This is a genomic window from Oscillospiraceae bacterium (assembly GCA_025757685.1).
Classification (GTDB): Bacteria; Bacillota; Clostridia; order Oscillospirales; family Acutalibacteraceae; genus CAG-217.
In genome coordinates this window covers 779,427-805,337 of the sequence record CP107220.1, presented here as the reverse complement: position 1 = coordinate 805,337, position 25,911 = coordinate 779,427, and the positions used below count along the sequence as shown (strand labels likewise).

The 25,911-nt window shown below is 54.6% G+C and carries 20 protein-coding genes; all 20 read right to left on the bottom strand.

Annotated elements, in window-relative coordinates; all coding sequences use genetic code 11:
* Positions 1-22: 22 nt before the first annotated feature.
* Positions 23-616: a stage II sporulation protein R gene (locus OGM59_03630; GenBank protein UYI91565.1), complete on the bottom strand. Its 594-nt coding sequence runs from the start codon at positions 614-616 to the stop codon at positions 23-25.
* A gap of 48 nt (positions 617-664) precedes the next feature.
* Positions 665-1,285 carry a YigZ family protein gene (locus tag OGM59_03625; protein ID UYI91564.1) on the bottom strand — a complete coding sequence of 207 codons (621 nt, stop codon included), beginning with the start codon at positions 1,283-1,285 and terminating at the stop codon, positions 665-667.
* A gap of 53 nt (positions 1,286-1,338) precedes the next feature.
* Positions 1,339-1,542 carry a 50S ribosomal protein L31 gene (gene rpmE / locus OGM59_03620; GenBank protein ID UYI91563.1) on the bottom strand — a complete coding sequence of 68 codons (204 nt, stop codon included), beginning with the start codon at positions 1,540-1,542 and terminating at the stop codon, positions 1,339-1,341.
* Between the two features lie 81 nt (positions 1,543-1,623).
* On the bottom strand, positions 1,624-5,121 hold the full coding sequence (addA, locus tag OGM59_03615; protein UYI91562.1) for a helicase-exonuclease AddAB subunit AddA: 3,498 nt from the start codon (positions 5,119-5,121) through the stop codon (positions 1,624-1,626).
* Positions 5,114-8,443: a PD-(D/E)XK nuclease family protein gene (locus tag OGM59_03610; GenBank protein UYI91561.1), complete on the bottom strand. Its 3,330-nt coding sequence runs from the start codon at positions 8,441-8,443 to the stop codon at positions 5,114-5,116. The genes addA and OGM59_03610 overlap by 8 nt, the downstream gene beginning before the upstream one ends.
* Before the next feature lie 12 nt (positions 8,444-8,455).
* Positions 8,456-9,949 (bottom strand): phosphomannomutase/phosphoglucomutase, encoded by a 1,494-nt coding sequence (locus OGM59_03605; GenBank protein ID UYI91560.1) that lies wholly within the window; start codon positions 9,947-9,949, stop codon positions 8,456-8,458.
* Positions 9,939-10,643, bottom strand: coding sequence for a DUF2461 domain-containing protein (locus OGM59_03600; GenBank protein ID UYI91559.1), 705 nt, complete (start codon positions 10,641-10,643; stop codon positions 9,939-9,941). Before OGM59_03600 ends, OGM59_03605 begins: the two co-directional genes overlap by 11 nt.
* Positions 10,630-11,904 (bottom strand): methionine gamma-lyase family protein, encoded by a 1,275-nt coding sequence (locus OGM59_03595; protein ID UYI91558.1) that lies wholly within the window; start codon positions 11,902-11,904, stop codon positions 10,630-10,632. Before OGM59_03595 ends, OGM59_03600 begins: the two co-directional genes overlap by 14 nt.
* Positions 11,901-12,623: a GNAT family N-acetyltransferase gene (locus tag OGM59_03590; protein ID UYI91557.1), complete on the bottom strand. Its 723-nt coding sequence runs from the start codon at positions 12,621-12,623 to the stop codon at positions 11,901-11,903. The genes OGM59_03595 and OGM59_03590 overlap by 4 nt, the downstream gene beginning before the upstream one ends.
* Positions 12,616-13,623 carry a M42 family peptidase gene (locus tag OGM59_03585; GenBank protein UYI91556.1) on the bottom strand — a complete coding sequence of 336 codons (1,008 nt, stop codon included), beginning with the start codon at positions 13,621-13,623 and terminating at the stop codon, positions 12,616-12,618. The genes OGM59_03590 and OGM59_03585 overlap by 8 nt, the downstream gene beginning before the upstream one ends.
* The gene (locus OGM59_03580) at positions 13,616-14,638 is read right to left on the bottom strand and encodes a M20/M25/M40 family metallo-hydrolase (protein UYI91555.1); all 1,023 of its coding nucleotides are present in this window, start codon (positions 14,636-14,638) and stop codon (positions 13,616-13,618) included. The genes OGM59_03585 and OGM59_03580 overlap by 8 nt, the downstream gene beginning before the upstream one ends.
* Complete coding sequence (gene murD / locus OGM59_03575; GenBank protein ID UYI91554.1) at positions 14,635-16,059, bottom strand: UDP-N-acetylmuramoyl-L-alanine--D-glutamate ligase; 1,425 nt, start codon at positions 16,057-16,059, stop codon at positions 14,635-14,637. The genes OGM59_03580 and murD overlap by 4 nt, the downstream gene beginning before the upstream one ends.
* Before the next feature lie 10 nt (positions 16,060-16,069).
* Complete coding sequence (locus tag OGM59_03570; GenBank protein ID UYI91553.1) at positions 16,070-16,903, bottom strand: hypothetical protein; 834 nt, start codon at positions 16,901-16,903, stop codon at positions 16,070-16,072.
* A complete protein-coding gene (gene ligA / locus OGM59_03565; GenBank protein ID UYI91552.1) occupies positions 16,900-18,867 on the bottom strand; it encodes an NAD-dependent DNA ligase LigA in 1,968 nt (655 codons plus the stop codon). Before ligA ends, OGM59_03570 begins: the two co-directional genes overlap by 4 nt.
* Positions 18,868-19,029: 162 nt before the next feature.
* The gene (gene tyrS / locus OGM59_03560; protein ID UYI91551.1) at positions 19,030-20,250 is read right to left on the bottom strand and encodes a tyrosine--tRNA ligase; all 1,221 of its coding nucleotides are present in this window, start codon (positions 20,248-20,250) and stop codon (positions 19,030-19,032) included.
* 97 nt (positions 20,251-20,347) lie between these two features.
* The gene (gene recN / locus OGM59_03555; protein ID UYI91550.1) at positions 20,348-22,009 is read right to left on the bottom strand and encodes a DNA repair protein RecN; all 1,662 of its coding nucleotides are present in this window, start codon (positions 22,007-22,009) and stop codon (positions 20,348-20,350) included.
* Positions 22,002-22,454, bottom strand: a complete 453-nt coding sequence (argR, locus tag OGM59_03550) for an arginine repressor (protein UYI91549.1) — start codon at positions 22,452-22,454, stop codon at positions 22,002-22,004. Before argR ends, recN begins: the two co-directional genes overlap by 8 nt.
* A 5-nt stretch (positions 22,455-22,459) precedes the next feature.
* Positions 22,460-23,311, bottom strand: coding sequence for an NAD(+)/NADH kinase (locus OGM59_03545; protein UYI91548.1), 852 nt, complete (start codon positions 23,309-23,311; stop codon positions 22,460-22,462).
* Positions 23,308-24,114, bottom strand: coding sequence for a TlyA family RNA methyltransferase (locus tag OGM59_03540; GenBank protein UYI91547.1), 807 nt, complete (start codon positions 24,112-24,114; stop codon positions 23,308-23,310). Before OGM59_03540 ends, OGM59_03545 begins: the two co-directional genes overlap by 4 nt.
* Positions 24,092-25,897 (bottom strand): 1-deoxy-D-xylulose-5-phosphate synthase, encoded by a 1,806-nt coding sequence (dxs, locus tag OGM59_03535; protein UYI91546.1) that lies wholly within the window; start codon positions 25,895-25,897, stop codon positions 24,092-24,094. The genes OGM59_03540 and dxs overlap by 23 nt, the downstream gene beginning before the upstream one ends.
* Positions 25,898-25,911 lie beyond the last annotated feature (14 nt).

The window sequence follows — 25,911 nt, the reverse complement described above, 5'->3', positions numbered from 1 at the left end:
TTCCGCCGAGAATGTCAAGGTATTATTGCAAATTTTCTTTGATTTTTTGGTAAATTTCAATCGCTTTGAACCGCACGGCATAACCGTCGCTGTTCTCAATCAAGCGCACCTCGTCCTCGTCCAGATACGCGGACAGATCCTCCTTGGTGCAAGCAGACAGGCACACTGCCGGAAACAGCACGCACCACCAGTTATGCCCTGCCCCTGCGCCAATCTCAATCTTAAGGGCGTTATAATACCCGGCGGGTAAAGTCACATTCTCATACACCCGCGTATTGAAATACTCCCGCACGACGCGGGCGGTGACTTGGTAATTGTAGCCCTCCTGCCGAATCCGCTGCCGAGCGATCTCCGTAATGCGCTGCAAGTTGTTCTCCGCCGCCAGTTGGGCTTCTGTTACCGATTGGCAATCGGAAAAGAAAGTGCACGCCTGCAGCACATCGTCCCGCACCAGCAGCTTTAAGTTCTGGTCCGCCTTGGTGTCGGAATTGGCCAAAATATGCAGGCGAAACACATCCTCGCTCACCCGCTCACCGGTCTCCACCAGCGGGGCAAAGCAGGCGGCAAACAAGCAAAAAGAGAGAAATAATGCGGAAAATAAGTATAGTTTTTTCATATCAGAAAACCTGCCTTTCAAAAAGAGTGTTGGCAGGTTTTGGTATTTTTATACAGGGGCAAACAGGCTGCCGGTCTGCGTTGGCGCATATTTGCCGCCGGACAGCTCTGTCAAAGCCGCTGCAAAGGCCGAGAGCCGTGTTTCCTCCATGGTATAAGCCAGGGTGACCGCAGCGCCAAAGTCCGCGTTTTGCACCCGCGCGCCGTGGTCGGCCAGCAGGTTGTTCACCCGCTCATAGTAGCTATAATCCACCGTCAGCTCCATGGCGGCGCAAGGCGCCATGGTCACCACACCGGCAGCTTCCAGCGCCAAAGAACAGGCGTGAGAATAGGCGCGCACCAGTCCACCGGCACCCAAAAGGATGCCGCCAAAATACCGGGTCACCACCACGCACACATCCTGCACTCCGCTTTTCAAGAGTACATCCAGCACCGGCATACCGGCAGTACCGCCTGGCTCACCGTCGTCCGAGGAACGCTGCACGCCGGAGCGCAGCACAAAGGCAGGCACATTATGGGTAGCGTCCCAATGCCGTTGGCGAATACCGGCGATAAAGGCGTTGGCCTCCTCTACCGTATGCACCGGCGAAGTGTAAGCGATAAAGCGAGATTTCTTCTCCACAAACTCATCTTCTGCCGGCTCTAATATGGTTTTATATGGCTTTTCCATATCATCACCTACGAAAAAAGGGCAACGCCCAAGCGTTGCCCGTCTTTACTTGATTAGCCCTTCTTAGCGAATCTCTTGTTGAATCTGTCTACACGGCCGCCGGTGTCCACCAGCTTCTGTTTGCCGGTATAGAACGGATGGCATTTGGAACAGATATCGACTTTCATATCGCCCTTTGTGCTCTTAGTCTCAAAAGTAGCGCCGCAGGCACACTTTACTGTGCAAGTATCGTAGTTGGGATGAATTGCGTCCTTCATTACTGTCACCTCTTTACCAATTAGTCATAATGCTTTGATATAGTACCACATCTTGTAGCAAAATGCAAGCATTTTTTTAATTTATTTATATTCGCAGGGCTTGGACAAACAAAACGAATACAAATACACCGCGTGCACCGGTTTTTGCAGGGTGCGAGCCACCGCGGTTTTGTAAAACATCAGCTGCTGCCGGTAGCGCGCCAGCAGTTCTTCTTCCGTTTTCACCCGGTCGGTTTTATAGTCCAGCAGCACCAAGCCCTCCGGCTCCTCAAATACACAGTCCGCAATGCCCTGTACAAAGACCGGATCATCTGCGTCCACCTGTTCCAGCGCGCGCACCGGCAGGAATGACGCCACTTTCAGCTCTCGGTAAACCGCCTTGGCGCCAAACACCCGGGCACCAAACGGGCCGGTAAAGAAAGCAGTCAGCTTTTGCCGATCCAAGGTGTGCGCCTCCTCCGGTCGCAAATACCCGGCACTTTGCACCCGGGCGATCTCCTGCTCTAAATCGGCGCGCGCGGCGGCATAGTCACAATACTGCATAAAGGTGTGCATGGCTGTACCCTTCTCGGCCGGAGTCAGACCGTCCGGCTGCAAAAAGGCCGGCACGGACCGGGCAACATACGCACCGGTAAACACAGCCTCATCCAGTGCGGAAGCGTTGCGCTTGCCACTGACTTTTGACAGTGCCGCATAAGGATAAGTATAATCCAGCTTTTCCCGGATCTGCTCAACGATGCGCGGATCCGCCGCCGTTTCCCTTTCTGCCGTCTGCACAGGCGCTTCCGTCTCCGGGGTGTGGAACACCACTTGCAGGGCAAAGTCAGCCGGGTGCACCGGCACATCCACCGTCGCCATCTCTCGAAGGGCGCCGCCGTCCGGGTGGCACAGCGCCGACATCAGGAGAAAATCGCTATCGTACAGCAATTTGGAGCACAAATGAGGCAAAGGCTTGCCCTGCTGCATATAGGCAGCCAGAGTCTTGACTCGGCTTTCCAAGCTACGTACGCTGGCAAAAGAGATAAACTGGCTTTTGGCGCGCGTCATGGCCACATACAGCACGCGCAAATTCTCGCTCATAGCAGCCAGGCGGCTCTCTCGCTTGACCACTTCCAGCGGCAGAGTTGGATAATCAAAATATCCCTCCTCCTGGTGGCACTTGGTTGCCAGTCCCAGCTGCGGGTGCAGCAGCATTTTGCCGGTCAGATCCTGCATATTGTACTTGCGCCCGGCGCCTGCCAAAATGCACACCGGGAATTCCAGCCCCTTGGAGTGGTGCACACTCATAATTTTGACTGCGTTCTCGTCTGTAACGATCACCGGCGCGCTGTCCGTTTTGCCGTCGCCGCGGATCATACTGTCCACATAGCGCAAGAACGCAGCCAGCCCCAGTCCGCCGTTTTGGTCGAAACGCCCGGCAATGGAAAGAAATGTCTCCACATTCTCCTGTCGCTGCTGGCCGTCGCCCAAGGCGCGAATATACGCAAACAGACTCTTGTCCCGAATCAGGCGGCGAATAAACGCCTCAACCGGCATGGTCACCGCCAGTTTTTTGTAAAAAGACAGATCCTTTCGCAGCGCAGCGCAACAAGAGCGACAACTGTTGTCCGGGTGGAACACGGCGGAATAGAACCGACCGTAACCGGCAGTCAGCTTGATCTCTGCCAGCTCATCTTCCGTAGCGCCGTAAATGGGCGAGGACAACACTGCCAGCAACGGAATATCCTGCATGGGGTTGTCAATCACCTGCAAATAAGACAACAGCAACTGAATTTCGCCATTCTCAAACAAGCCGGTGGCGTTGTCGCAGACCACCGGAATATGCAGATCTTGCAGCGCCTGGGCATAATTTCCGGCGTGGGCGCGCATGCTGCGCATTAAGATAGCAAAATCTCCATACCGCAGTGGTCGCCGGCTGTCTCCGTCCTGCACTGACTCGCCGCTTTGCACCTTCTTTGCAATCAGGCGCGCCACCGCCATGGGTTCGTCCATCACATGATCCTTGCCGGTGACAGCGTCTAAAATATGCAGTGCTGCGTGGGGTACAGAGTCCGGGGGCGTACTGTCAAAGGGGTTCAAATACTCGCTTTGAGTGTAGTCTAACTCCCCCACCCTGCGGGTCATAAACAAAGAGAATACTTGGTTCACATAAGCGCACACACCGGCGCGGCTGCGGAAGTTTTTATCCAGCGTAATGGCTGCCGGGAACACCGGGTGCAGCCGATTGTAAGGGGTGTAGCTGTCTTTCTTTGCCATAAAGATCTGGGGCATGGCCAGACGAAAGCGGTAAATGCTCTGCTTCACATCGCCCACCATGAACCGGTTGCCGCCATTGGATAGAAAGGCAAAAAGCCGATCCTGCGCCTCGTTGGTGTCCTGATACTCATCCACCAAAATCTCCGCATAGCGCCCTTGCAACTGGCGGCCCAGTGCCGTTGCCTGCACCGTACCGTCTGCGGCTTTTTCCATCAATAGATCAATAGCAAAATGCTCAATATCTGAGAAAGCGTAACCACCCAGCTCGTCCTTTTTCTCTCGCACTAGGCGCTCCACCGCCTGCACAACACGGAGCAGCGCCCGGTAGATTGGGTACAAATCGGCGGTATCCTGGGCGTAATCGGCACTGTCAGACACCAAAAAGGTTTTAATATCCTTGGTAATAATCGTTTTATAGATATCACGATTGGCAGCTAAAGCCGCCTTGACCTCCGGGTCGATATCCTTACGCACCCGTGGCATATTGGAGAACGCCACCGGGAAGCCCTGCTTCATAAAAGCGTCCCAGCCGCTGTGCAGCAGACTTTGCAAGTGAGCGATCAGTTGCCGATCATCGGCAAGCATCTCTGCATATTTATCGTAGGCCGGTTCAGGAGGCAGTTGCCCTGCCGACTGTTTCACAAGGGCAGCGGCAGTCTCCAGCATTTCCTCCACCTGGCGCTTGAGCACAGGATACCAAGGCGAATCCATCAGCGGCACTGCCGGATCGTAAGCGGCCACAGCTTGCTCTAACCAGTCAAAGGGAAAGGCTTGGGCATTCATAAACCGCATCAGTTCTTTAATCAGCCCAAACAGATCCCTGTCCTTGTCCGGGGTGGTGAATGCCTCTGTCAGATGCAGAAAGTCCGGATCGGCCTCTTCGTAGAATTCTGTTAGCACGGTATCAATGGCTTCTTCAAACAGACGGTCATTTTCATTCTCGTCCAGCAGGCGGAAATCCGCCGCCAGATTCAGGGAAAAAAAGTTCTCACGCACCAGCTTTAGGCAAAATGCGTCTATGGTGCAAATATCCGCACCGCTGAGCAGGGACAGCTGGCGCTTCGCGTTGGCATTTCCAGGATCAGCCGCCAAAATTTGGCGCAGCCGTACGGAAAGACGAGAACGCATTTCTGCCGCAGCCGCATTGGTAAAGGTAACGATCAGCAGCCGGTCAATGTCTACCGGGTGCCCCGGGTCGGTAATACACTTGCTGACCCGCTCAATCAGCACAGCCGTTTTGCCGCTGCCGGCAGCGGCACTCACTAAGATATTGCCGCCCCGTGCGTCAATGGCATCCTGCTGGGCATCTGTCCACTTAGGCATGGTTCTCCCCCTCCTTTTCCAGTTCTGCCAGCACGGCGCTGTCTGTTTGGTCGTCATAGGTACGCGGGGTTACGCTCTTTTTGAACGCGCAGACCGAGGCAAAATCGCAGTATTCGCAGGTTTTGTCATGGTCCTTAGCCTGTACCGGATGCTGGCCGATTTGACCGTTTTGCAGGGCGTTGCCCATATCCGCCACCAGCGCTTCGATCTTGCGCTGAAGCAGCCCCAGCTGTTCCAAGCTGGCAAGGGAGCCGCCCACGCCGCTTTTTTTCAGCCGTACAGGAATGTACTTGCCTGCCAGATCGTGCTCCATGGCCGCCGGAATGTCGCAATCCGGGTTGGTAATCACTATGCCGTTCATACCGAACGCCTTGTCCTCCTGACCGGCAATATCCTTTTCCGCGCTGCGTTTCGTCTCAACTGTCATCACACTGCGGGCAGCGTGCATATACAGTACCCCGGCAGGCACACCCGCATAGGGATTGCTGCCGTCGGCGCATACATTAAACAAATATAAGAACATTTGCAGGTTCAGCCCGTTAACAATATCAGCCAGACGAAAGGCCTTGGCGCCGGACTTGTAGTCCACCACGCGGACGAACTGCTGACCGTCCTGCTCCAATACATCCACCCGATCCACAGATCCACGAATGCGCAGGCTGCCGCCATCCTGGAGCGGGATCACCTTGGAATGCACCGCTCCGTCCACATCAATGGGCAGTTCAAAGGCCTTGGCCTCAAAATCGCTCTCGGCAAACTCCCCTGCCAAGCGGCACACCACATCCACCAGCATTTTGGACAGGCGGCGGAAATTATAACGAAAGCGGGAGGGCATATCCGACGGATCGCCCATCTCCTCCTTAAAATACTGTTCAATATAGCCGTCCACCAGCGCGGTAATCTGCTTTCTGTCATAGTCGGGCAGTTGCTTGGTGCCCACCTCAGACAGCAGCTTTTCCAGCACATAGTGGATCAGCGTGCCCCGCTCCATCGGATTGATCTCCGCCTTTTGGCGAGGCTGTGCCCCCAGCCCGAATTTGCAGAAGTAGCGGTAGGGGCAGTTGTAATAATCCTCAATGCGGGAGGCAGACAGCACCATATCCTTGCCAAACAGTTTGCGTGCAGTGGCAGTATCTTTGATCATCGGTGTACGGTTCTCCGCCAGCGCCTGTACCGCCGCATACTGCGGCTCGTCGCTGAAATAAGCACGCAGCGCCACGAAGAACGGATCCTGGCTATCATAAAGGCCGGACATCAGTTCAAAGGCATTTTGCGGCGTATCGACCAGATCCAGGCCGTTTGCCGGGTTCCATTTTTCTACATTCAGATGCGGAAACAGCGCCTGTATGCCGGTGACAATAGCCGACGGTGCGTCTGCCCGCCCGGTAGCGGTATAGGTAACAAACAGCCGCTCCCGAGGGGCGCTCACCGCCTTATAGGCAAAATACCTCTCCTGTAAATTCAAAATTTCGCCAAAGGAATACAGCTTAAAATCATGCGCCGCCAGTTGCTTGCGCTCATTGTCGCTGAGCAGGCCGCCACTGGTGACCGTTTGGGGGAATTCCCCTTCGTTGGCGCCCAGAATAAACAGCGCCCGCGGATTATTGAACCGCATACGATCCGCCTGGCCCACCTGCACATTGTCAAGCCCCATTGGGATCTCGCCCAGGTCCTCCGTATGGGTCACCAGCGCATAGAGGGCACAATAATCCTTCAACGCCATGGGCTTCTCCGGCAGCACCGTTGCCAGCTGGTCCAAAATGCGCATCAGCACATCCCAAGTGCGCCCCTGCTCCTCTGCCAGCGCAGACGCGCCGTCCTGAGCAAGTCCTGCCGCCAGCTGTTGCAAATGCTTATCCGCATGGTAGGCTTTTATGGCCTCAAACAAAGCGGTGCTGATTTGCCGCGGTGTGGCGCCGTGCACTTTCTTTTGGAACGCCAAGAGCGGCTCCATCAAGCTTTGCCGCAGGGCGTTGATCCGTTCCAACTGCACCCGGTCGCTGTCACTAAGCGCACCGGAAAAGCCCTTGGGTGATTTGTCAAACGGTCGCTTCCAGGCAGCACCATTGATGCCCCAGGTATACACATAATTTTCTGTACGGTGCAGATCCGGGCTGTCGGACACATCGGTCAGGCCGGTTTTGATCAGACTGAACAGATCGTCGCTACGCCAGCCGTAGATCACAGATCGCATCAGATACATAGGAAAGACCAAGATCGGCTGGGCGGTCACCGGCTGCCGTTCGTCTGCATAATACGGCACGCCGTATTTTTCAAAAGCTGACGCCAGCACCGGTGCATATTTTTCCCGGTCACGCATGGTTACAGCAATTTCCCCGGCGCGGTAGCCGCAGCGCAGCAAACCTTTTATCTGTAAGGCCAAATCATTACAGGCATCCGTCACGGTAGAAGCGGCATACAGGCGAATGTGCTCCGCCGGAATCTCCGTCTCCGGCGCTTGGTCGGCAAAAATATACTGCTCTACCCTACGCAGATCCGCATAATCCGTGCGGCAGTTTTCGCCCAACTGCAACGCGTTGGTAGGCACGCCCGCTTTATCGGCAATGCGCTGCAAAATGCCTGCCGTCTCATTCACATAGGCAAACAGGTCGTAGCCGTCTCCGGTACCAAAGGAGTCGCTGTCCAGTGCAATATAAACCGCCTTAGCCTCAGCAATAATCCGCTCCAAAATCTTATATTCCTGGGCTACAAAGCCATTAAATCCGTCTAAAAACACGGTTTGACCGGCAAAGTAGTTTTGATCCTTGATTTGGTCATACAAGCGAGTCAGTCGGTTCGCCGGATCCGCAAAACGGTCTCCAAGCAACGCCTCATACGCGGTCATAATACGCGAAAAGTCCCGCATTTTGCACCGCAGAATATCCGTATCCAGATCGTCCGCCGCCGCATATACCGCCGCACCGGACAGATTGCAGGACTTCATCTCGTCATAAATGCCGGTCATGGACTGCACAAAGGCCGCAGAACTGCCTTTCTTCTCAAACAACTCCAGATCCGGGCGCACTTGGTCAATGGCCGTTTTCATTAAAATGGCCTTGCCGCCCTTGGTCAGCGGTTTTCTGCCGTCGGCACCGTACAAACGGTCGCATTCATCACAAAGGCGCGAAAAGGAGAGACATCGAACGGCGTGCGCTCGTGCCTCCCCCAGTTGCTCCAGCAAACTGCACTCGCTGATAAACGAGTATTGCTCCGGTGTGATGAGAAGCACCTGTGTTTCTCCCCGGTCAATCATGTCTGCAATGCGATTTCTTATATATTCGGTTTTGCCATACCCGGATCTGCCAAAAACAAGTTGCAGCATACAGGTCTCCTTTTATTTTTTGAAGCCGGAAAGATCCAGCTTATCAAAGCGGGTCAGGAATTGCTCAATCTCATCGGCAACCTTTGCGGCAGTACCCGCCACATCGTTCTCAATGTTCAAGGGCAAGATCGGATCGTGCACAGACAGGCGCAGCAAAAACCAGCCGCCGGGTATGTTAATGCGCACACCCTCATAATTCTCCGGCTCCACGCTCCAATTCTCATGGTCGGCCGCGAATGCAGCCAGCTGCGCCATCACATCTTCCCCATAGTCGTGAAAGTCCTCCAAAAGAATGGGCACACGGATTTCCACACTCTCTGCCGGGCGGTGCAGGGCTGCGGTCAGGTTCTCAATGGTCTTACCCTCTCGCCGCAGTTTGGCTGCCTTAATAACAATCTTCGTTGCCAAATAGGCGCCATCGTCCAGGAAATAATTATCCTTTAGTGCTGCATGGCCACTGGTCTCAATAGCAAGGGCAGAGTCTACGCCGCTCTTATTCAGTTCAATACTCTTGTCGATTACATTCTTATAGCCGCGACGATAGCGCAGCTGCTTGCCCCCCAGGTCCTGCTCAATAAAGGTACGCAGACCGTCGGAGGTCAGGCTGTCGGTCACCACTGTAGTGCCCGGGTGATCCTCCAGCACAATGGCCGCCGCCAAGGCAACCAGCGTGTTACGGTTGATCTCCTGCCCGGTGGCGCCAATGCAGCCCATACGGTCCACATCCGTATCAAATATCAGACCCAGGTCGGCGCTGCTGTCCAGCACCATTTTGGAGGCGGCATCAATAGCGCCTTTATTCTCCGGGTTTGGAATATGATTGGGAAACATGCCGTCCGGCTCCAGAAATTGGCTGCCGCTTACATCGGCACCCAACGGCGCCAGCACCTGATCGGCGTAAAACCCGCCTACACCGTTACCGGCGTCCACCACAATGTGCAGACCCTCCAGCGGGTTGTCACCATTTTGCACGCCGTCCACGATCTGCCGGCGCAAAAGGGCGGCATAATCGTTCATAAAGGGCAGCACCACAGGTGCATTGTCGGTACCTGCCGGCACTTCCGCGACATAAGCCAGTTTCAAAATGGCGCTTACATCCTCTCCTTCCAAACCGCCGCCGGAAGTAAAGAACTTCAGCCCATTTCGGTCAAAGGGGTGATGGGACGCGGTGATCTCCAACGCCGTTTGCACCGGCTCATTTTCTACAATACTCATAAACATAGAGGGGGTAGTTGCCAGTCCGCAGTCAAACACCCTGCACCCGCAGGCACAAAAGGCCGCCATAGCCGCCGCTGCAATGCGGGGGGAAGAAATGCGGCAGTCCTGCCCTACGGCAATGCCAAAGGTATCTACCTGCTCCTTACGGCAGTACCACTTATAGAAACCCACGCAGATCTTCTGCACCGTCTCGTCTGTCAGCTGCACGCCGTGCTCCGCCGTTTCTACCGCCGTACCGCGCACATCTGTGCCGCTTTTCAGATGCAAGAATTCTTTTTTATTCATCATCAATCAATCCCTCCGACAGCATGTTTTCGTATGCTTCTATAAAGATTTTATATAACGGAAATGCCGCGGCAAATCCGGCTTTTAACTCGTCGATCAGCGCAGTAGAGCCAATATGCTCCAAGTTCCACCCGGTATAAGAGAACGACATGTCCTTTGCGTTCAAATAGGGCTGCAGCGCCTTGGGTGCATCCGGCACCCGGTCTTTTTTGTAGCTGTTATAGCAGGCAAAGTGCATACCTGCGTCTTCTGCCTGTTTAACTGCACGCGTCCACTTGCGTGGGTGGGCCAAAATCACCTTGCGCAGTTCGTCAAACTGGGCGGGCTTTTGCACAAAGAAACCCAGGCCCATGGTGTAGCACACCGGCGAAAACTCAAACCAAAAGAATGGTGCACAGGGGTACTGCTTCTTGTGTCGCCGCAGCATCAGCCACAGGTTCTCCCGATACATCATCTTGCTTTTGGAACGACGGGTGTCTCTGCGAATGCGAGAAACAGTGTACACAGGATCCGTGTACATTTTATCGTCCAGCTGTGTCATCATCTCCGCCAGATCCAACACAATCTGCCGCATGGGGATGGTGGCCAGCTGTTTTAATTCTTCCTTATGTTCTTCATAAAATGCCTTAGAATCGTTAAAGCGGTTCTCGCTGAGCAGCTCAATGGCTTTTGGGGTAATTCCGTTAAAATTGGTCATGCTTTAAGAGTCCTTTGCTTTGCATTTGCTGGGCTGCCAGTTCCGCACAGATCTTGGCGGAATGGAATTGCAGACCGCCTTGAATCCAAGCGTAATACGGCGGCCGAATTGGAGCATCTGCCGACAGTTCGATAGACGAACCCAGCGTAAACGCGCCGGCGGCCATCACCACCTGGCTGTCATAGCCGGGCATATCCCACGGCTCCGGCAGCACAAAGCTGTCAATCGGACTACCGCTTTGCACCCCCTGGCAAAATGCAACCAGACTGTCCGGGTTTTCAAGTCCCAGGCACTGCACAATGTCCTGCCGAGGTTCATCCCACTTGGGGGTCACATCGTAGCCAAAGGACTGGTACAGCGCCGCAATATACACAGCGGATTTCAGCGCCTCGCCTACGGTATGGGGAGCATAGAACAGGCCCATATACAGCTCCCGATTCATTCCCAGTGTGGCGCCCACTTCCCGCCCCAGTCCGGGCGTGGTCAGTCGAAAGGCGCACTTTTCTACCAAATCGTGGCGCCCGGCTATGTAACCGCCGGTGCGGGCCATACCGCCGCCGGCGTTTTTGATCAGCGACCCGGCGATCAGATCTGCCCCCACCTGGGTGGGCTCTTGCTTATTGACAAATTCACAGTAACAGTTGTCTACCATCACAATGCAGTTGGGGTTCTTCTCTTTGGCAATCTCTGCCACCTTTTGCGTCTCCTCTAAAGAGAGACTGGCACGCAACTCATACCCGCGGCTGCGCTGGATATACACCATGGTCACCGTATCGTCCACCGCTTTGGCAATGGCTTCATAGTCCAAATGTTCCTCTTTCAGCGGCACGCAGTCAAAAGCAATGCCATAGTCCTTCAGCGACCCCATATTTTCGCCGGTAAGCCCGATCACGCTGTGCAGGGTGTCATAGGGCATACCGCTGACGCACAGCATTTTGTCCCCCGGGCGCAGCACACCAAACAGCGCCACCGCCAGGGTGTGGGTGCCGCAGGTGAAATTGTGGCGCACAAGTGCGTCCTCCGCGCCGAACACCTGCGCCCATACTTTGTCCAGGGTCTCCCGACCCTCGTCGCCGTAGCCGTAGCCGGTGCTGCTGCCAAAGTGCCGCTCACTGATGCCGTTGTCCATAAAGGCCCGCAGCACCTTCAGCTGATTGTATTCCGTTACCTCGTCAATCTCCGCAAATCGTGGCGCCACCTGCTGCAACGCAGCGGCAGACGCAGACTCGATTTTCGGATCCAGTTGAAAAAAGGGGGTCATTGATATTGTCTCCATAATCCTTGATTAATAAATCCGTTTTGCAGGTAAAACTGTTCATTGCGCCCTTGCTCACGCATTAGGTAGACAGTGCCTTTGCAGTCTGCCACCAGCCGCCGCACCAGCATTGAGCCGTAGCCCATGCGGCGGAATTCCGGCTGGGTTCGCACGGCGGTGAGCACTGCGCCCTTATCCGTTACGGATGATAATATGCCGCTGGCCAGGATCATGCCGTCCATACGCAAGGTCAGCGCCTTGGCGCCGCCGTGGCGAATACGATGGCTCAGATCTACATACCAGCTTTCAAAATCCTGGCTATCGTAGTCAATAAAATTATATAGATCCATTAGTTTTGGATAGCTGTCAAACACAGCCATACCGCTTTGCACATCGTAGCGCCGCACGGACTGCATCATTGGCCCCTCTCTGTAAGGCCGATCCATGCAAAAGTCCGCCGTACAAAGCAGCGTACCATATCCCATGGCCGCAAAAAAGGCCGTCAATTCTTCCCGGTCCGCATTTTCCGTTAAGGACAAAGTGCAGTCCCGATCCAAATACGATAAAACCGCAGTCATTTGCCCGCTCTCCGTTCTTTGCACATAAAAGCGAGCGAAGTTGTAATCACAGCCGTAGCTTTCTGCCAGCGCCAGCACACGTACGGAAAACAAATCCGTTTGTTCATACTGCCGCAGCAGATCTAAATTCTGTTGATACTCAATCATATAATTTTGGCAAAAGGGCGGCCAATAGTGCACGGGTAGCGTCTATATCCGACTGCTGCACCACAGAGGCGCCGGAGTGGATATACCGGCAAGGCAGGCTCACAGCCAGCGCTGCACTTCCCTGTCCGGCCCGTTGCAGCGCGCCGGCATCGTTGCCGCCGGCAATGGCGGTTTTGGTCTGGCTGGGAATACCGTTCTCGTCGGCTGTTTCTCTGGCCATACGATATAGCGCCCGGTCATAAATGGTGGCGCCGTCCATAAAGCTGACCACCGGGCCATCACCAAGCACGCACACCCGCTTATCGCCGGTCACGCCGTCCAAGTCCGCTGCGGTGGTGGCTTCCAGCACCAACACACGATCCGGCTGGACCCGACTGCCGGTACAGGCAGCGCCCCGCAGGCCCACTTCTTCCTGCACCTGGAAGCAGAACCAAGTGTCTGCCTCCAGCTCCGATTGTAAAAGCTCGATCATCAGCATGCAGCCGATTCGGTCGTCCAGAGCTTTGGCACAAATTTTACCGTCGCCAAAGGCAACATACGACTCGCTGAAATAGGCAAAGCTGCCCACAGGCGCCATCATTTCCGCTGTTTGCTTATCAGCAGCGCCCACATCTATCAATAATTCATCAAAGGAAGGCACTTTCTCCCCTGCATCCTCATGGAGCAGATGAATGGGCACCGTGCCTACCATACCGTAGCCGCCGTTTTCCAGCGCCAAGCGGCGCCCCAGCACCACAGAAGGGTTAATCCCGCCTACCGGTGCAAATTGCAGGTAGCCCTCCTCGGTGGCGCCGGTGATGATAAAGCCCACCTCGTCCATGTGGGCAGAGAGCATGACCCGCTTTTCCGGGGTGCGCTTGCCTTTCTTAAAGGCGATAACAGAACCCATAGCGTCCACGGTGCAGGTGGTGCAATAGGGCTGGATCTGCTCTAAAATGTAGTCACGCACCGCCGCTTCATTGCCACTGGTGCCGTTCAAATCGCATAAGGTTTTAAGCACGGTGTTCACCTGCTTTCATTCGCACAAAAGCAGCCAGCAGCGCCGCCGTCTGCTCCACATCGGCGGTATCTACAACCTCTGCAGGGGTGTGCATATATTTTTCCGGGATAGACACCAGCGCGCAGCGTACACCGCTGCCGCAAATGCTAATGGCATCTGCATTGGTGCCGGTGCGCCCGGCCATCACTTCCGTTTGATAGGGTATCTGATTTTCCTTAGCAAGGTCCAGCAGTTCCTTGCTGAACTGCCGATCCAAAATCGGCGAAATACCGATCATCGGCCCCTTGCCCATCACACCGCAGTCCCGCGCCTTGCAGCCGGGTGTGTAGGCAAAAGACACATCTACGCTAACGCTGGCATCTACGCCACGGTCAAACAGCGCCGTCTTGGCACCGCGGGTGCCTACTTCCTCCTGGGCAGTGAATAACAAGGTTACCCGGCATGGCGCATCTTTCAGCTGCTCTGCCGCCAGCAGAACCGCCGCCACGCCGCTACGGTCATCCAGACAGTTGGCACTGACCCGGCTGCCGTTCAGCGGCGTAAAATGCTTCGCAAAGGTTACGCAGTCCCCTGCCGCTACCAAATCCTTGGCCGCCTGGGCGGTCAGCCCAAGATCAATGGAAAGCTCGTCAATGGGAGCTGCTTTCTTGCCGTCCTCCCCTTTTTGCAAATGGGGTGGCAAGGTGGAGATGACCCCTGGCAGATCCCGCTTGCCATGAACCACCACCCGTGCGCCGGGCAAAATCCGGGGGTCGATCCCACCGCACTTGGCAAAGTGCACATAGCCGTCGTCGCTAACACCTGTGACTACAAAGCAAATTTCGTCCCAGTGGGCCTCCAGCACCACATGGTAACCGCTGCCGAAGGTGCAGCTGATATTGTGCATGGCGTCCACCTGCACATCACCAAAGGCCGCCAACTTGGCAGTCAGCAGGTTCAGCACTTTCTCATCAGAAAAGGGCGTGCCGGTAACTGCCGTCAATTCCTGCAACAGCGCCGCTGTGTTTGTACTCAAAATGCGTTCACCAACCTTTTGAATTCCCGTCCGCGGTACTCAAATGTCTTAAACTGGTCAAAGGCGGGGCAAGCCGGGCAAAGAGACACAATATCTCCGGGCTGTGCTGCCTTGCGTGCCGCTTCTACCGCCTGTGCCAAATCTTTCACTTTTATAATTTGCAGCTGATCCGGATCATAATCCGGCGCAGCCAAAACGGCCTGTTCGATCTTATCCGCCGTTGCACCGTTCAAAATCAGAATTTTCACATGGGTCAACAGGTCAGGCACCATCACGGACAAATCGTTGCCCTTATCCGAGCCGCCTTGAATGGCAATGATTTTTTGATTAAAGGCACGCACACCGCTGATCACTCGACTGGGAGAAGTAGCGATGGAATCGTTATAATACTTTACCCCGTCCGCCTCACGGACAAACTCGATGCGGTGCTCCACGCCGCCAAAGGTGCGGGCCACCTCTCGGATCTGCTCCGGCTGCACCAGTCCCCACACCGCCGCGATGGCCGTGCAGTAATTGGCAATATTGTGCCGCCCGGGCAGACGAATATCGGAAGCGGCCATAATCTGCGTCACCGTACCGTCCTCTGCATAGACGATATTGTCGTTAACATCTAAGTATGCACCGGTATTGACCGGTTTTTCTAAAGAAAATTCCGCCAACTTGCCCCGCACATCGAAGCGCATATCGTGGTACACCCGGTGGCCGATGGAATAATCACAGTCTGCGTTCAGCACCGTACGTTGGGAGGGATCTTGATAAATCAAAACATTCCGCTTGGCGTCCACATATTCGTCCAGAGAGATATGGTGGTCCAAATGGGTGGATTCGATATTCGTCACCACCGCAATATCCGGCTGATGCACCAGATTGCCCATGGTCAGCAGCTGAAAGGAGGACAGCTCACAAACCGCATAATCAGAGGGGGTCAGATCCTCCAAATACGGCAGCATGGCTTTGCCGATATTACCGCCGATCACTGCGGAGAGACCGGCCTTTTTCAGCATTTCGTAAATCAAGGTGGTCGTTGTGGTCTTGCCGTTGGAGCCAGTAATACCAATGATCTTGGCCGGGCAGTAATGGAAGAATTCTTCCATCTCGCTGGTCACCGTTTGGCCCCGCTCAATACATTCACCGATCCAAGGATTTTGGAACGGCAAAATGCCGTTGCTGCGGAAAATGATGTCCATCTCCGGCAAAATGCGCAAATAATCCTTGCCTAAGGAGAACTGCACACCGCAGGCGCGCAGCTCCTCACAAGTCTTTTTTCCAATATAGCTCTCGTCCCTACTGTCACAGGCATACACTTGCAAGCCATGGCGTGCCAAAAACAGCGCAGACGGCGCGTTGGCCACCCCCATACCCACAAAAGCAATCTTCTTGCCCCGCAGGGACGCAATATATTCTTTTACCTTTTCTGTCATAGCTGTCTCCTTAATCGTGTGCGAAGAATGTGCCGTTCTTGAATTCTGCCAGAGTAAAGGTTTTCATCTTTTCCTCCAGCTTATCCTGAAACGGCAGGCGCTCGCCCTTATTTGCATCGGCAATGGGTAATTCGCAGCCCATTACATAATTTGCGATCATCTGCTGGCATTTGCTCACCCTGTTGCCCAAAAAGTACACCCGCCCGGTGTCCGCCTCTGCAATGGCATAGGCGATCTGCAACTGATCCCGCTTGCCATAGCAGGTAATGGATTTGCTCAGGTCAATGGCGTCTTCCCCGGCCGTGTCCGTTACAAACAAGATCACGCCGCTGCCCCTGCGCTTCATCTTCTGTACCGTCAGATCGGTAAATGCCGCATCGGAATAAGCCAAAATATCGCCCCGGGTCAGCGCTTCCGTCTCCACCACATAAAAGAATTCTTTTTTCTTCATGGCTCGAGCGTCAAAGGGCATCTCGCTGAGTTCCAAATCTCGCTCAACGGTGTAGCCGTACCGATCCAGGTCTGCCAGTACCGCTGCGGTCAGCGGCTGGATCTCCCGCTCCGGCCGATCGGACAAATAATACCCGGCATCTGCCAGTTCGTCCTCAATGCGGCTGAGATACCCGTCCACTTTACCGTACTTGGAGTAGTACATCAATAGCATGAACATAGAGGCGATCACCAGCGCGTCGCACACATAATTCATCACCAGTGCAGCCACGTGACTGGCCTTTGCTACCAACGGCTCCGCACCGATATACACCACCAGCACTGCAATAGCTGCGTACAGCAAAATGCGCATGGCTTTATATAACTTTTTCTGCTTTCTTCGAATTTCTCTCATTTCACCATTTCCATAAACTGCGCTTCGTCGATTACCGGTATTCCCAAAGCGTTTGCCTTATCCAGTTTGCTGCCGGCAGCCTCGCCTGCCAGTACATAAGAAGTCTTTTTAGAAACAGAGCCGCTGGCCTTGCCCCCAAAGGACTCGATCATGGCCGCCGCTTCGCTGCGCTTTAAGGTGGGCAGCGTACCGGTAAGCACAAAGGTCATCCCTGCAAAGCGGTGATCCTCCACCTTCGTCTTACTAACCATCTGCACGCCGGCGGCTTTCAGCTCCCCGATCAGCGCCTTGGCGCCGTCGGTAGCAAAGAAGTCCGCCACACTCTCCGCCATAATTTGGCCAAAGCCGTCAATAGCAGCGATCTCCTCCACAGTAGCCGTCATAATATTATCCATTTTTCCAAAGTGGGTCGCCAGCAGCTTGCCCGCCTTGGCACCGATATGACGAATGCCCAGGGCAAACAGCAACCGGGAAAGGTCGTTCTCTTTGGACTTCTCCACAGAGGCTAAAATATTCCCGGCGCTGGTCTCCTGAAACCCGTCCAGGGCGGCGATCTTCTCTTTCTCCAGCCGATAAATATCGCCGGCAGAGCGGAGCATACCCGCCTGCACAAAGGTCTCTATGATTGCCGGACCAAGCCCCTCAATGTCCATAGCGTCACGAGAGCAGAAGTGGATCAGATTGCGCAGCAGCTGTGCCGGGCACTCCGGGTTCACACAGCGAATCGCCGCCTCATCCTCCTCCCGGATCACCGCCGCGCCGCAAGAGGGGCACACGCTGGGAAAAGTATAGCAGGGATTACCGCCGTGTTTGGTCACGCACAGCACCTCCGGGATAATATCTCCGGCTTTTCGTACAGTAACCGTATCACCGATGGCAATGCCTTTTTCCGTAATAAAATCCTGATTATGCAGCGTGGCGCGACTGACGGTGGTGCCCGCCAGATGAACGCTGTCCAGCACAGCGGTAGGGGTCAGCACCCCGGTACGACCTACGGCGATCTCAATATCCAGCAGCTTTGTTTCTTTCTCCTCCGGCGGGTACTTGAAAGCAATGGCCCACTTGGGGAATTTTGCAGTAGAGCCAAGGGTCTGCCGCTGGTCAAAATCATCTACTTTAATGACAGCGCCGTCAATATCGTATTCCAAATCGCCCCGGCGTTCACCGATGGCGTGGATCTCATCCAGCACCTTGTCAAAATCCGCATAACAAGGGAAATCATCTACCGTGTGGAAGCCCAAATACTTGAGATAATCCAAGGACTCCTTGTGAGAATGCAGGGTCTTGCCCCGGATCTGCTGAATGTTGAATACAAAAATATCCAGTCCACGAGTAGCAGTCACGCTACTATCTTTTTGGCGCAGAGAACCGGCTGCCGCATTTCGTGGGTTCTTAAAGGGCTTTTCTCCGGCAATCTGCTGTCGATCCACCACCTGCTCAAAACTGCGGTGCGGCATATACACCTCGCCCCGCACCTCCAGGTACGGCAACGGATCCTTGATTTTCAGCGGAATGCTGCGGATCACCCGCAAATTGCCGCTCACATCTTCGCCCACATCGCCGTCGCCTCGGGTAGAACCACGCACAAACACACCGTCCCGGTATTCCAAACTTACGGACAGGCCGTCGATCTTCGGCTCCACCACATAGCGCGGGTGGTCCACACTTCCCTGCACCCGACGGTCAAAGTCTCGCAGCTCTGCGGTACTAAACGCATCCTGCAAGCTCTCCATACGCACAGTATGGGTCACCGGGGCGAAGGAATTGTCCGCCTTGCCGCCCACTTTTTGGGTGGGGCTGTCCGGGGAGACGTAGCGTGGATTGGCCTGCTCCAGCGACTCCAACCGGCGCATCATCATATCGTACTGATAGTCCTCAATCTCCGGCGCGTCTTCGTTATAATACTTATCCGAGTAGTAGCGCAGCTTTTGGCGCAAGTCCTCGATCTCCTGTAAAACAGTCACTGCATTTTCACCTGCTTATTATCTGTTTATAATCTTATTTATTATAGCAATTTTTGTCCGGGTATTCAACAATTATACGCCATTTTTTACCCGCAGTACAAAAAATAGGCACCTGCGCCGCCGATCCGGGGGCCACAGGTGCCAAAATGTGATTTTGTTCGGTTACAGGGTGAATTTGCGGAACACTTTTTTGCCCTTACGCACCACAGCGCCGGCTTCTAAATCCGCCTTGCTGACGGTGGCATACACATCACCCACTTTTTCGTCATTCAGGCTCACGCCGCCCTGGGTGATCAAGCGTCTGGCCTCACCCTTGGACTTGACCATACCGCCCAGCACCATCAGATCCATCAGGCCGATGCTGTCGTCAGTCAGGCTGTCTGCCTCCACCTGGGTGGTGGGCATATTTGCGCTGTTTGCGCCGCCGCTGAAGATGGCGCGTGCTGCTTCCTGGGCTTTCTTGGCTTCTTCCTCGCCGTGCACCAGGTTGGTCAACTCATAAGCCAGTACTTCCTTGGCGGAGTTCAGCTGCTGACCTTCCAATTTGGCATACTCGTTGATCTGCTCCATAGGCAGGAAGGTGAGCAGCTTCATGCACTTGATCACATCTGCGTCGTCCACATTGCGCCAGTACTGGTAAAACTCATAAGGAGAGGTCTTTTCAGGATCCAGCCAAACGGCACCCTTTTGGGTCTTGCCCATCTTCTTGCCCTCGGAATTCAGCAGCAAGGTAATGGTCATGGCAGAGGCGTCCTCCCCCAGCTTGCGGCGGATCAGCTCCGTACCGCCCAACATATTGGACCATTGATCGTCGCCGCCAAACTGCAAGTTGCAGCCATATTTCTGGAACAGAGTGTAGAAGTCATAACTCTGCATGATCATGTAGTTGAACTCCAGGAACGACAAGCCCTTTTCCATACGCTGCTTATAGCACTCTGCAGTGAGCATACGGTTCACGGAAAAGCAGGCACCCACTTCCCGCAGCACTTGCAGGTAGTTCAAATCCAGCAGCCAGTCGGCGTTGTTCACCATCAGGGCCTTGCCCTCGCTAAAGTCAATAAAGCGGCTCATCTGCTTTTTGAAGCAGGCACAGTTGTGGTCAATGGTCTCCTTGGTCATCATCTGGCGCATATCGCTGCGGCCGCTGGGGTCTCCGATCATAGCGGTGCCGCCACCGATCAAAGCGATGGGCTTGTTGCCGGCCATTTGCAGCCGCTTCATCAGGCACAGCGCCATAAAGTGACCCACATGCAGACTGTCTGCGGTAGGGTCAAAGCCAATATAAAACACGGCTTTACCGGTATTGACCAGGTCGCGCACCCGCGCCTCGTCTGTGACCTGGGCAATCAGCCCCCGTGCTTGCAAATCCTCATAAACTCCCATTTGTTTGTCCTCCAATATTCAGTCTATCTATTCGGTCACAGGCGAAAGGCGCATGTGCCGTTTTTTACTTTTTGTTCCATATTCACGCCCATTACGATTATCCCTCCCGGGCAGTACGCAGCATTTCCTCTGCCGTAGACAGCAGCGCCGGTGTAATTTCCAGTCCGCCCATAATGCGCGCCAGTTCTCTCGCTCGACCGTCAAAGTCCAGGCGCTGCACATGCGTATACGTGCGCTCCCCTTTCACCTGCTTTTGGATCAGGAAGTGCGCCCCGGCCAGAGATGCAATCTGTGCCGAGTGCGTCACACAAATCACTTGGGTGTCCTCAGCCACCGCTCGCAGCTTTAAGCCGATCTTTTGGCTGGCACGGCCGCTGACCCCAGTGTCAATCTCGTCAAAAATCAGGGTGCCCACCGTATCTTTGTGGGCCAAAATGGTCTTGATGGCAAGCATGATGCGGGACAATTCACCGCCACTGGCGATTTTAGCCAGGGGCTTGGGCGGCTCGCCCGGGTTCGTGGAAATCAAAAACTGCACCGTATCCTGCCCGATAGAGGACAGCTTACCTTTGCCAAAGTCCACCACAAAGCGAATACCCGGCATATCCAAATACGCCAGTTCTCTGCAAACTTCCTTTTCCAGCTTGGCAGCCACCTGCTTGCGTTCCTTGGTCAAATGCTCTGCCGCCGTTTGCACTTGCAGAAGCAAGTCGTCATAGGACTTACTGAGGGTCTCCAACTCCCGGTCGGCAAAGAGGATTTCCTCCCGCTGGGCGCGCATTTCATCCAGCTTGCCCAGCATTTCCTGCTCCGTAGCGCCGTATTTTAAGGACAGGCGGTACAATTGATCCAGCCGCTCCTCAATTTGGGCTTGCTCCTCCGGATCAGCGTCCAAGGCGTCCAGCTTCTGTTCTGCGTCGTCTTTGCAAGTCTCGGCGCTGTCACACAAAGCATACAGTTGCTCGCTGATGCTTTGCAAGGAAGCATAGGGTGCTGTCTTGGCTGCCAACGCCCGCAAATAGCCGCACACCCCGGAGAACTCCTCGTCTCCACCCATGGTATAAGCCACATCTTGCAAGGCGACGCGCACCGCCTCTGCCTCACTCAGCTCCGTGCGGCGGGCGTTCAGCCGCTCGGTCTCGCCGATCTGTATATCTGCGTCCTCCAGCTCTTTGATCTGGTAGTTCAGCAGATCCAGCTTATTTTCTTTGTCTTCTTCGTCCGCCGTCAGCGCCTTTAACCGCCGCCGCACAGACAAAAATTGGTGAAACACCGATTGATACGCCGTCAAGGTGCGGTCACTCTCTGCCAGCATATCCACAAAGTGCACATGTGCCTCCGGGTCCAGCAGCGTTTGGGAGTCGTGCTGACCGTGGATATTCACCAGTGCATTACCCACCGCGCGCAGCATAGTCACAGTACAGGGCGCACCGTTGATCTTGCAACTGCTTTTGCCCTCGGCAGAAATCCGTCGGTAAAGCACCAGCGAACCGTCCGCCTCCGGCTCCAGACCCAAATTGCCGATCACAGCCTGCACGGAAGGGTCCACCCCCTCAAAGAAGGCGCGTACCACTGCCTGGGGCGCACCGTGGCGCACCAGCTCCCGGGATGTACGCTCGCCAAGAATGGCGTTGATGGCGTCCACCACAATGGACTTACCTGCGCCGGTCTCACCTGTGAGTACATTCAGCCCGGTGTCAAACTGCACCGCTGCTTTTTCAATCACGGCAATATTCTCAATTTCCAGCACTTTAAGCATGGAGCATCTTCTCCAAATTTACGGTAAAGATCTGGGCTTCCCGCTCACTGCGGCAAAGCACAAAGATGGTATCATCCCCGGCGATGGTACCCACTACGCCGTCCCAGTCCATAGAGTCAATGGCGGCACAGGCAGCGTTTGCCATACCGGAAAAGCACTTGATACACACGGTGTTCATGGCGTACTGCACCTTTAAGATGGCCTCGTTGAAAATACCTGCTGTGCGGCCGAAATTTTCCTCCTTGGGGTGCTTGCCGGTGGAGTACACATACTTGCCGTCTGCACTGTGTGCCTTCACCAGCCGCAGCTCTTTAATATCCCTGGAAATGGTGGCCTGGGTGACTTCAAAGCCGGCCTCATGCAAATATTTTTGCAAATCCTCCTGGGTTTCCGTCTCGTATTTGGAGATGATCTCCAGGATCTTTGCCTGTCGTCTTTTTTTCATCCCAATCACCTTTCAATGATCTTTTTTCGCAAAATTTCGTAAAAATTGTCCGGCTTCACTTTAATAAGCCGCGCCACATAGGGAGATTTGGAAATGCGCACTACCGTGCGACCGTCAATCTGTACCGGGCGCTTGCCGTCCGCTGTAAAAATCGAGTTGTTGTCCACATCATTCTGTACCCTTACATACAGTGCCTTACTGCTGGGGAACACAATGCTGCGGTCAATCAGCGAATGGGGGCAAATGGAGGTGACCACAAAGCAATCCGTCTCCGGGCTGACCACCGGTCCGCCTGCCGCCATTGAGTACGCCGTGGAGCCGGTTGGGGTGGACACGATCACACCGTCCGCCCGCACATCCCACACCGGGCGCTCCTCACAGTGGATATTTACATCTATCAGCCGAGCGTAATCACCACGAGTAACCACCGCGTCATTCAGACAGTGAAACGTCTCTGTCGCCTGATTTTCACGGATAATATCCGCCTGGAGCATCATCCGTTTGTCTACCTTATATTTGCCGGTAACCACATTGCCCAGCAAGGACAGTTCGTTGGCCTCCAAGCCGCTCATAAAGCCCAGTCGTCCGCCGTTAATGCCCAGCACGCACTTGTCATAAAAAGCCGCTTTCTTGGCGATACGCAGGGTGGTACCGTCGCCGCCGATGGCGATCGCAAGATCACAGTCCTCCATCATCTTGTCCGGCTTACTGTATACCACATGATGCCCGGGCAGCTGACCGGCGCACTCCTGGGTTACATATACATGACATTTCAGCCGATCCAACTCGCTGAGCACATCACCGGTCAGACGGCGTACCGACTCATTTTCAATATAAGGAAAAACAGAAATAATCATACCAATGCCTCATGGGAGCGACCCACCAGCGCGGCCGGGTCTACCTCCGGCGCAACCACAGGCGCCTCAGACTTTTCCACATACAACAGGTATTCAATATTCCCCTCCGGCCCTTTTACCGGGGAAAATTCCAGACCGAGAACAGAAAAGCCGTTCTCGATAGCCATACCGATTACCCGTTCCACCACTTCCAGGTGGGTGGCGGCTTCCCGCACCACACCTTTTTTGCCCACTTTATCCCGACCGGCCTCAAACTGGGGCTTGATCAGGCACACCGCCTGCCCACAGGGGCGCAGCAGTAAATGCAAATTTGGAAAAATATGCTTTAAGGAAATGAAGGATACATCCACAGACGCAAAGTCAATGGCTTCCGGCACCTGTTCCTCTGTAATATGGCGGAAGTTGGTGCGCTCCAGGTTCACCACCCGATCGTCCGTGCGCAGGCTCCAGGCCAGCTGGCCATAGCCCACATCAACGGAATACACCCGCTTTGCGCCGTTTTGCAGCATACAGTCCGTAAACCCACCGGTGGACGCTCCCACATCCATACAGGTTTTGTCCGCTAAAGTAATGGGAAAGACCTGCATGGCCTTTTCCAGCTTCAACCCGCCGCGGCTCACATATTTCAGCGTTTTGCCCCGCACTTCCAGCTTGTCGCCTTCTTTTAATTCAAAACCGGCCTTGTCCACTTTTTGGTTGTTTACATAGACCTGACCGGCCATAATAATGGCCTTCGCCTTTTCTCTGCTGGGGGCGTAACCGCCCTCAAACACAGCCACATCAAGCCGGGTTTTCTTCTGCATGGTTGACCTCACTGACTATGGACGCCTTGTCCAGCCCAAACTTGCGGAGTTGGCTGTCCACAGACGCCTGTTTTACAAATGTATCCGGCACGGCCTTGTGGAAAAACCGGGCGCTTGTGCCTTTTTCTTCCAGCAAAGCGGCAAAGGTTTGCCCCACGCCGCCGCTGACCGTGGCTTCTTCATAGAACCAAATGACCTGCGCCTGGGCAGCGGCAGCCACCGCCTCCGGCGCAATGGGGCGAATCCGGTTCAGTTTAATAACAAAAGTATCGTCCAGCTCTCCTTTGGCTTGCAGACAGGTATCAAACAGCCGCCCGTATGTCACCAGGCAGCGCTTGGCGCCCGGATCGCCGAAGATACGAAACGGCTCTTTCTCGTACTGATAGCCTTCCGGCGGGGTTGGCTCTCCCCCTCTGGGGTAACGAATGGCCACAGCACCCGGGTCCACATAAATGGCCTGGTACAGCATGGAGCACAGCTCCGCATAATATGTAGGCGCATACACCGTCCAGCCGGGCACGGAATTGAGATAAGAGGTATCAAAAATTCCCTGGTGGCTCTCGCCGTCCTCACCGACAAAGCCGGCCCGATCCACTGCCAGGATCACCTTTAATCCTTGCATGGATACATCATGAATCAGCTGGTCATAAGCGCGTTGCAAAAAGGTGGAATACACCGCAAAAATCGGCACCATACCGCCTCGCGCCAAGCCGCCGGAAAAAGTAACTGCGTGCTGCTCCGCAATACCCACATCGAAAAAGCGCTGGGGATATTCGCTGGCAAAACGGGTTAATCCGGTGCCCGCAGCCATAGCCGCTGTTATGCAGCAAATACGGGCGTCCTTGGCGGCAAAGTCGCACACTGTATTACCGAATACGGAGGAAAAAGTCTCCCCTTTGCTCAGCGGCTCACCGGTGTTTACATCGAATTTGCCGATACCGTGGAACTGGGTGGGGTTCTTTTCAGCAGGGCGATAACCCATACCCTTCACCGTGTTAATGTGGATCAGCACCGAGTGCTTGTGCGCCTTAGCCACTGTCAAGGCATCCGTCAATGCGCGCAGGTCGTGGCCGTCAATGGGTCCGTAATAACGAAAGCCCATATCCTCAAACATGGTGGCCTTATAGATCCGCTTACGAATGGCAGAATTCATATTGGTGAAAAAACGACAAAGCTGGCTGCCCACCTTGGGAATGCGGGACAGAAAATGCTCTACTTTGCTCTTAAAGGTAAAATAGGCCCGGGAGGTGCGAATACTGGTCAGATTTTTTGCCAAAGCACCTACATTTTGGCTGATAGACATATTGTTATCGTTGAGAATAACGATCAAATTATCGTTCTCCGTGCCGGAGTTGTTCAGGGCCTCATAGGCCAGACCGCCGGTCATGGCGCCGTCGCCGATCACAGCAATCACCTTGCCCTTTTCGCCCCGCAGCGCTTTTGCCTTAGCCAAACCAATGGCTTGGGAAATGGCCGTAGAACTGTGGCCGGAGGAAAAAATATCGTGCTCGCTCTCGTCCGGTCGGGTAAAGCCGCTGATGCCGCCCTCGGTGCGCAGGGTAACAAAATCATCCTTGCGTCCGGTGAGGATCTTGTGGGTATAGCACTGGTGACCCACATCAAAGATAATGGGGTCGGACGGGCTGTTAAACACCCGGTGCAACGCCACGGTCAACTCCACCACGCCCAAATTGGAGGCCAAGTGCCCGCCGTTATGGGACACAGTCTGCACCAGCAAATCGCGGATCTCTGAACACAACTGTTCCAGCTCATCACGATTCATTTTTTTCAAGTCCT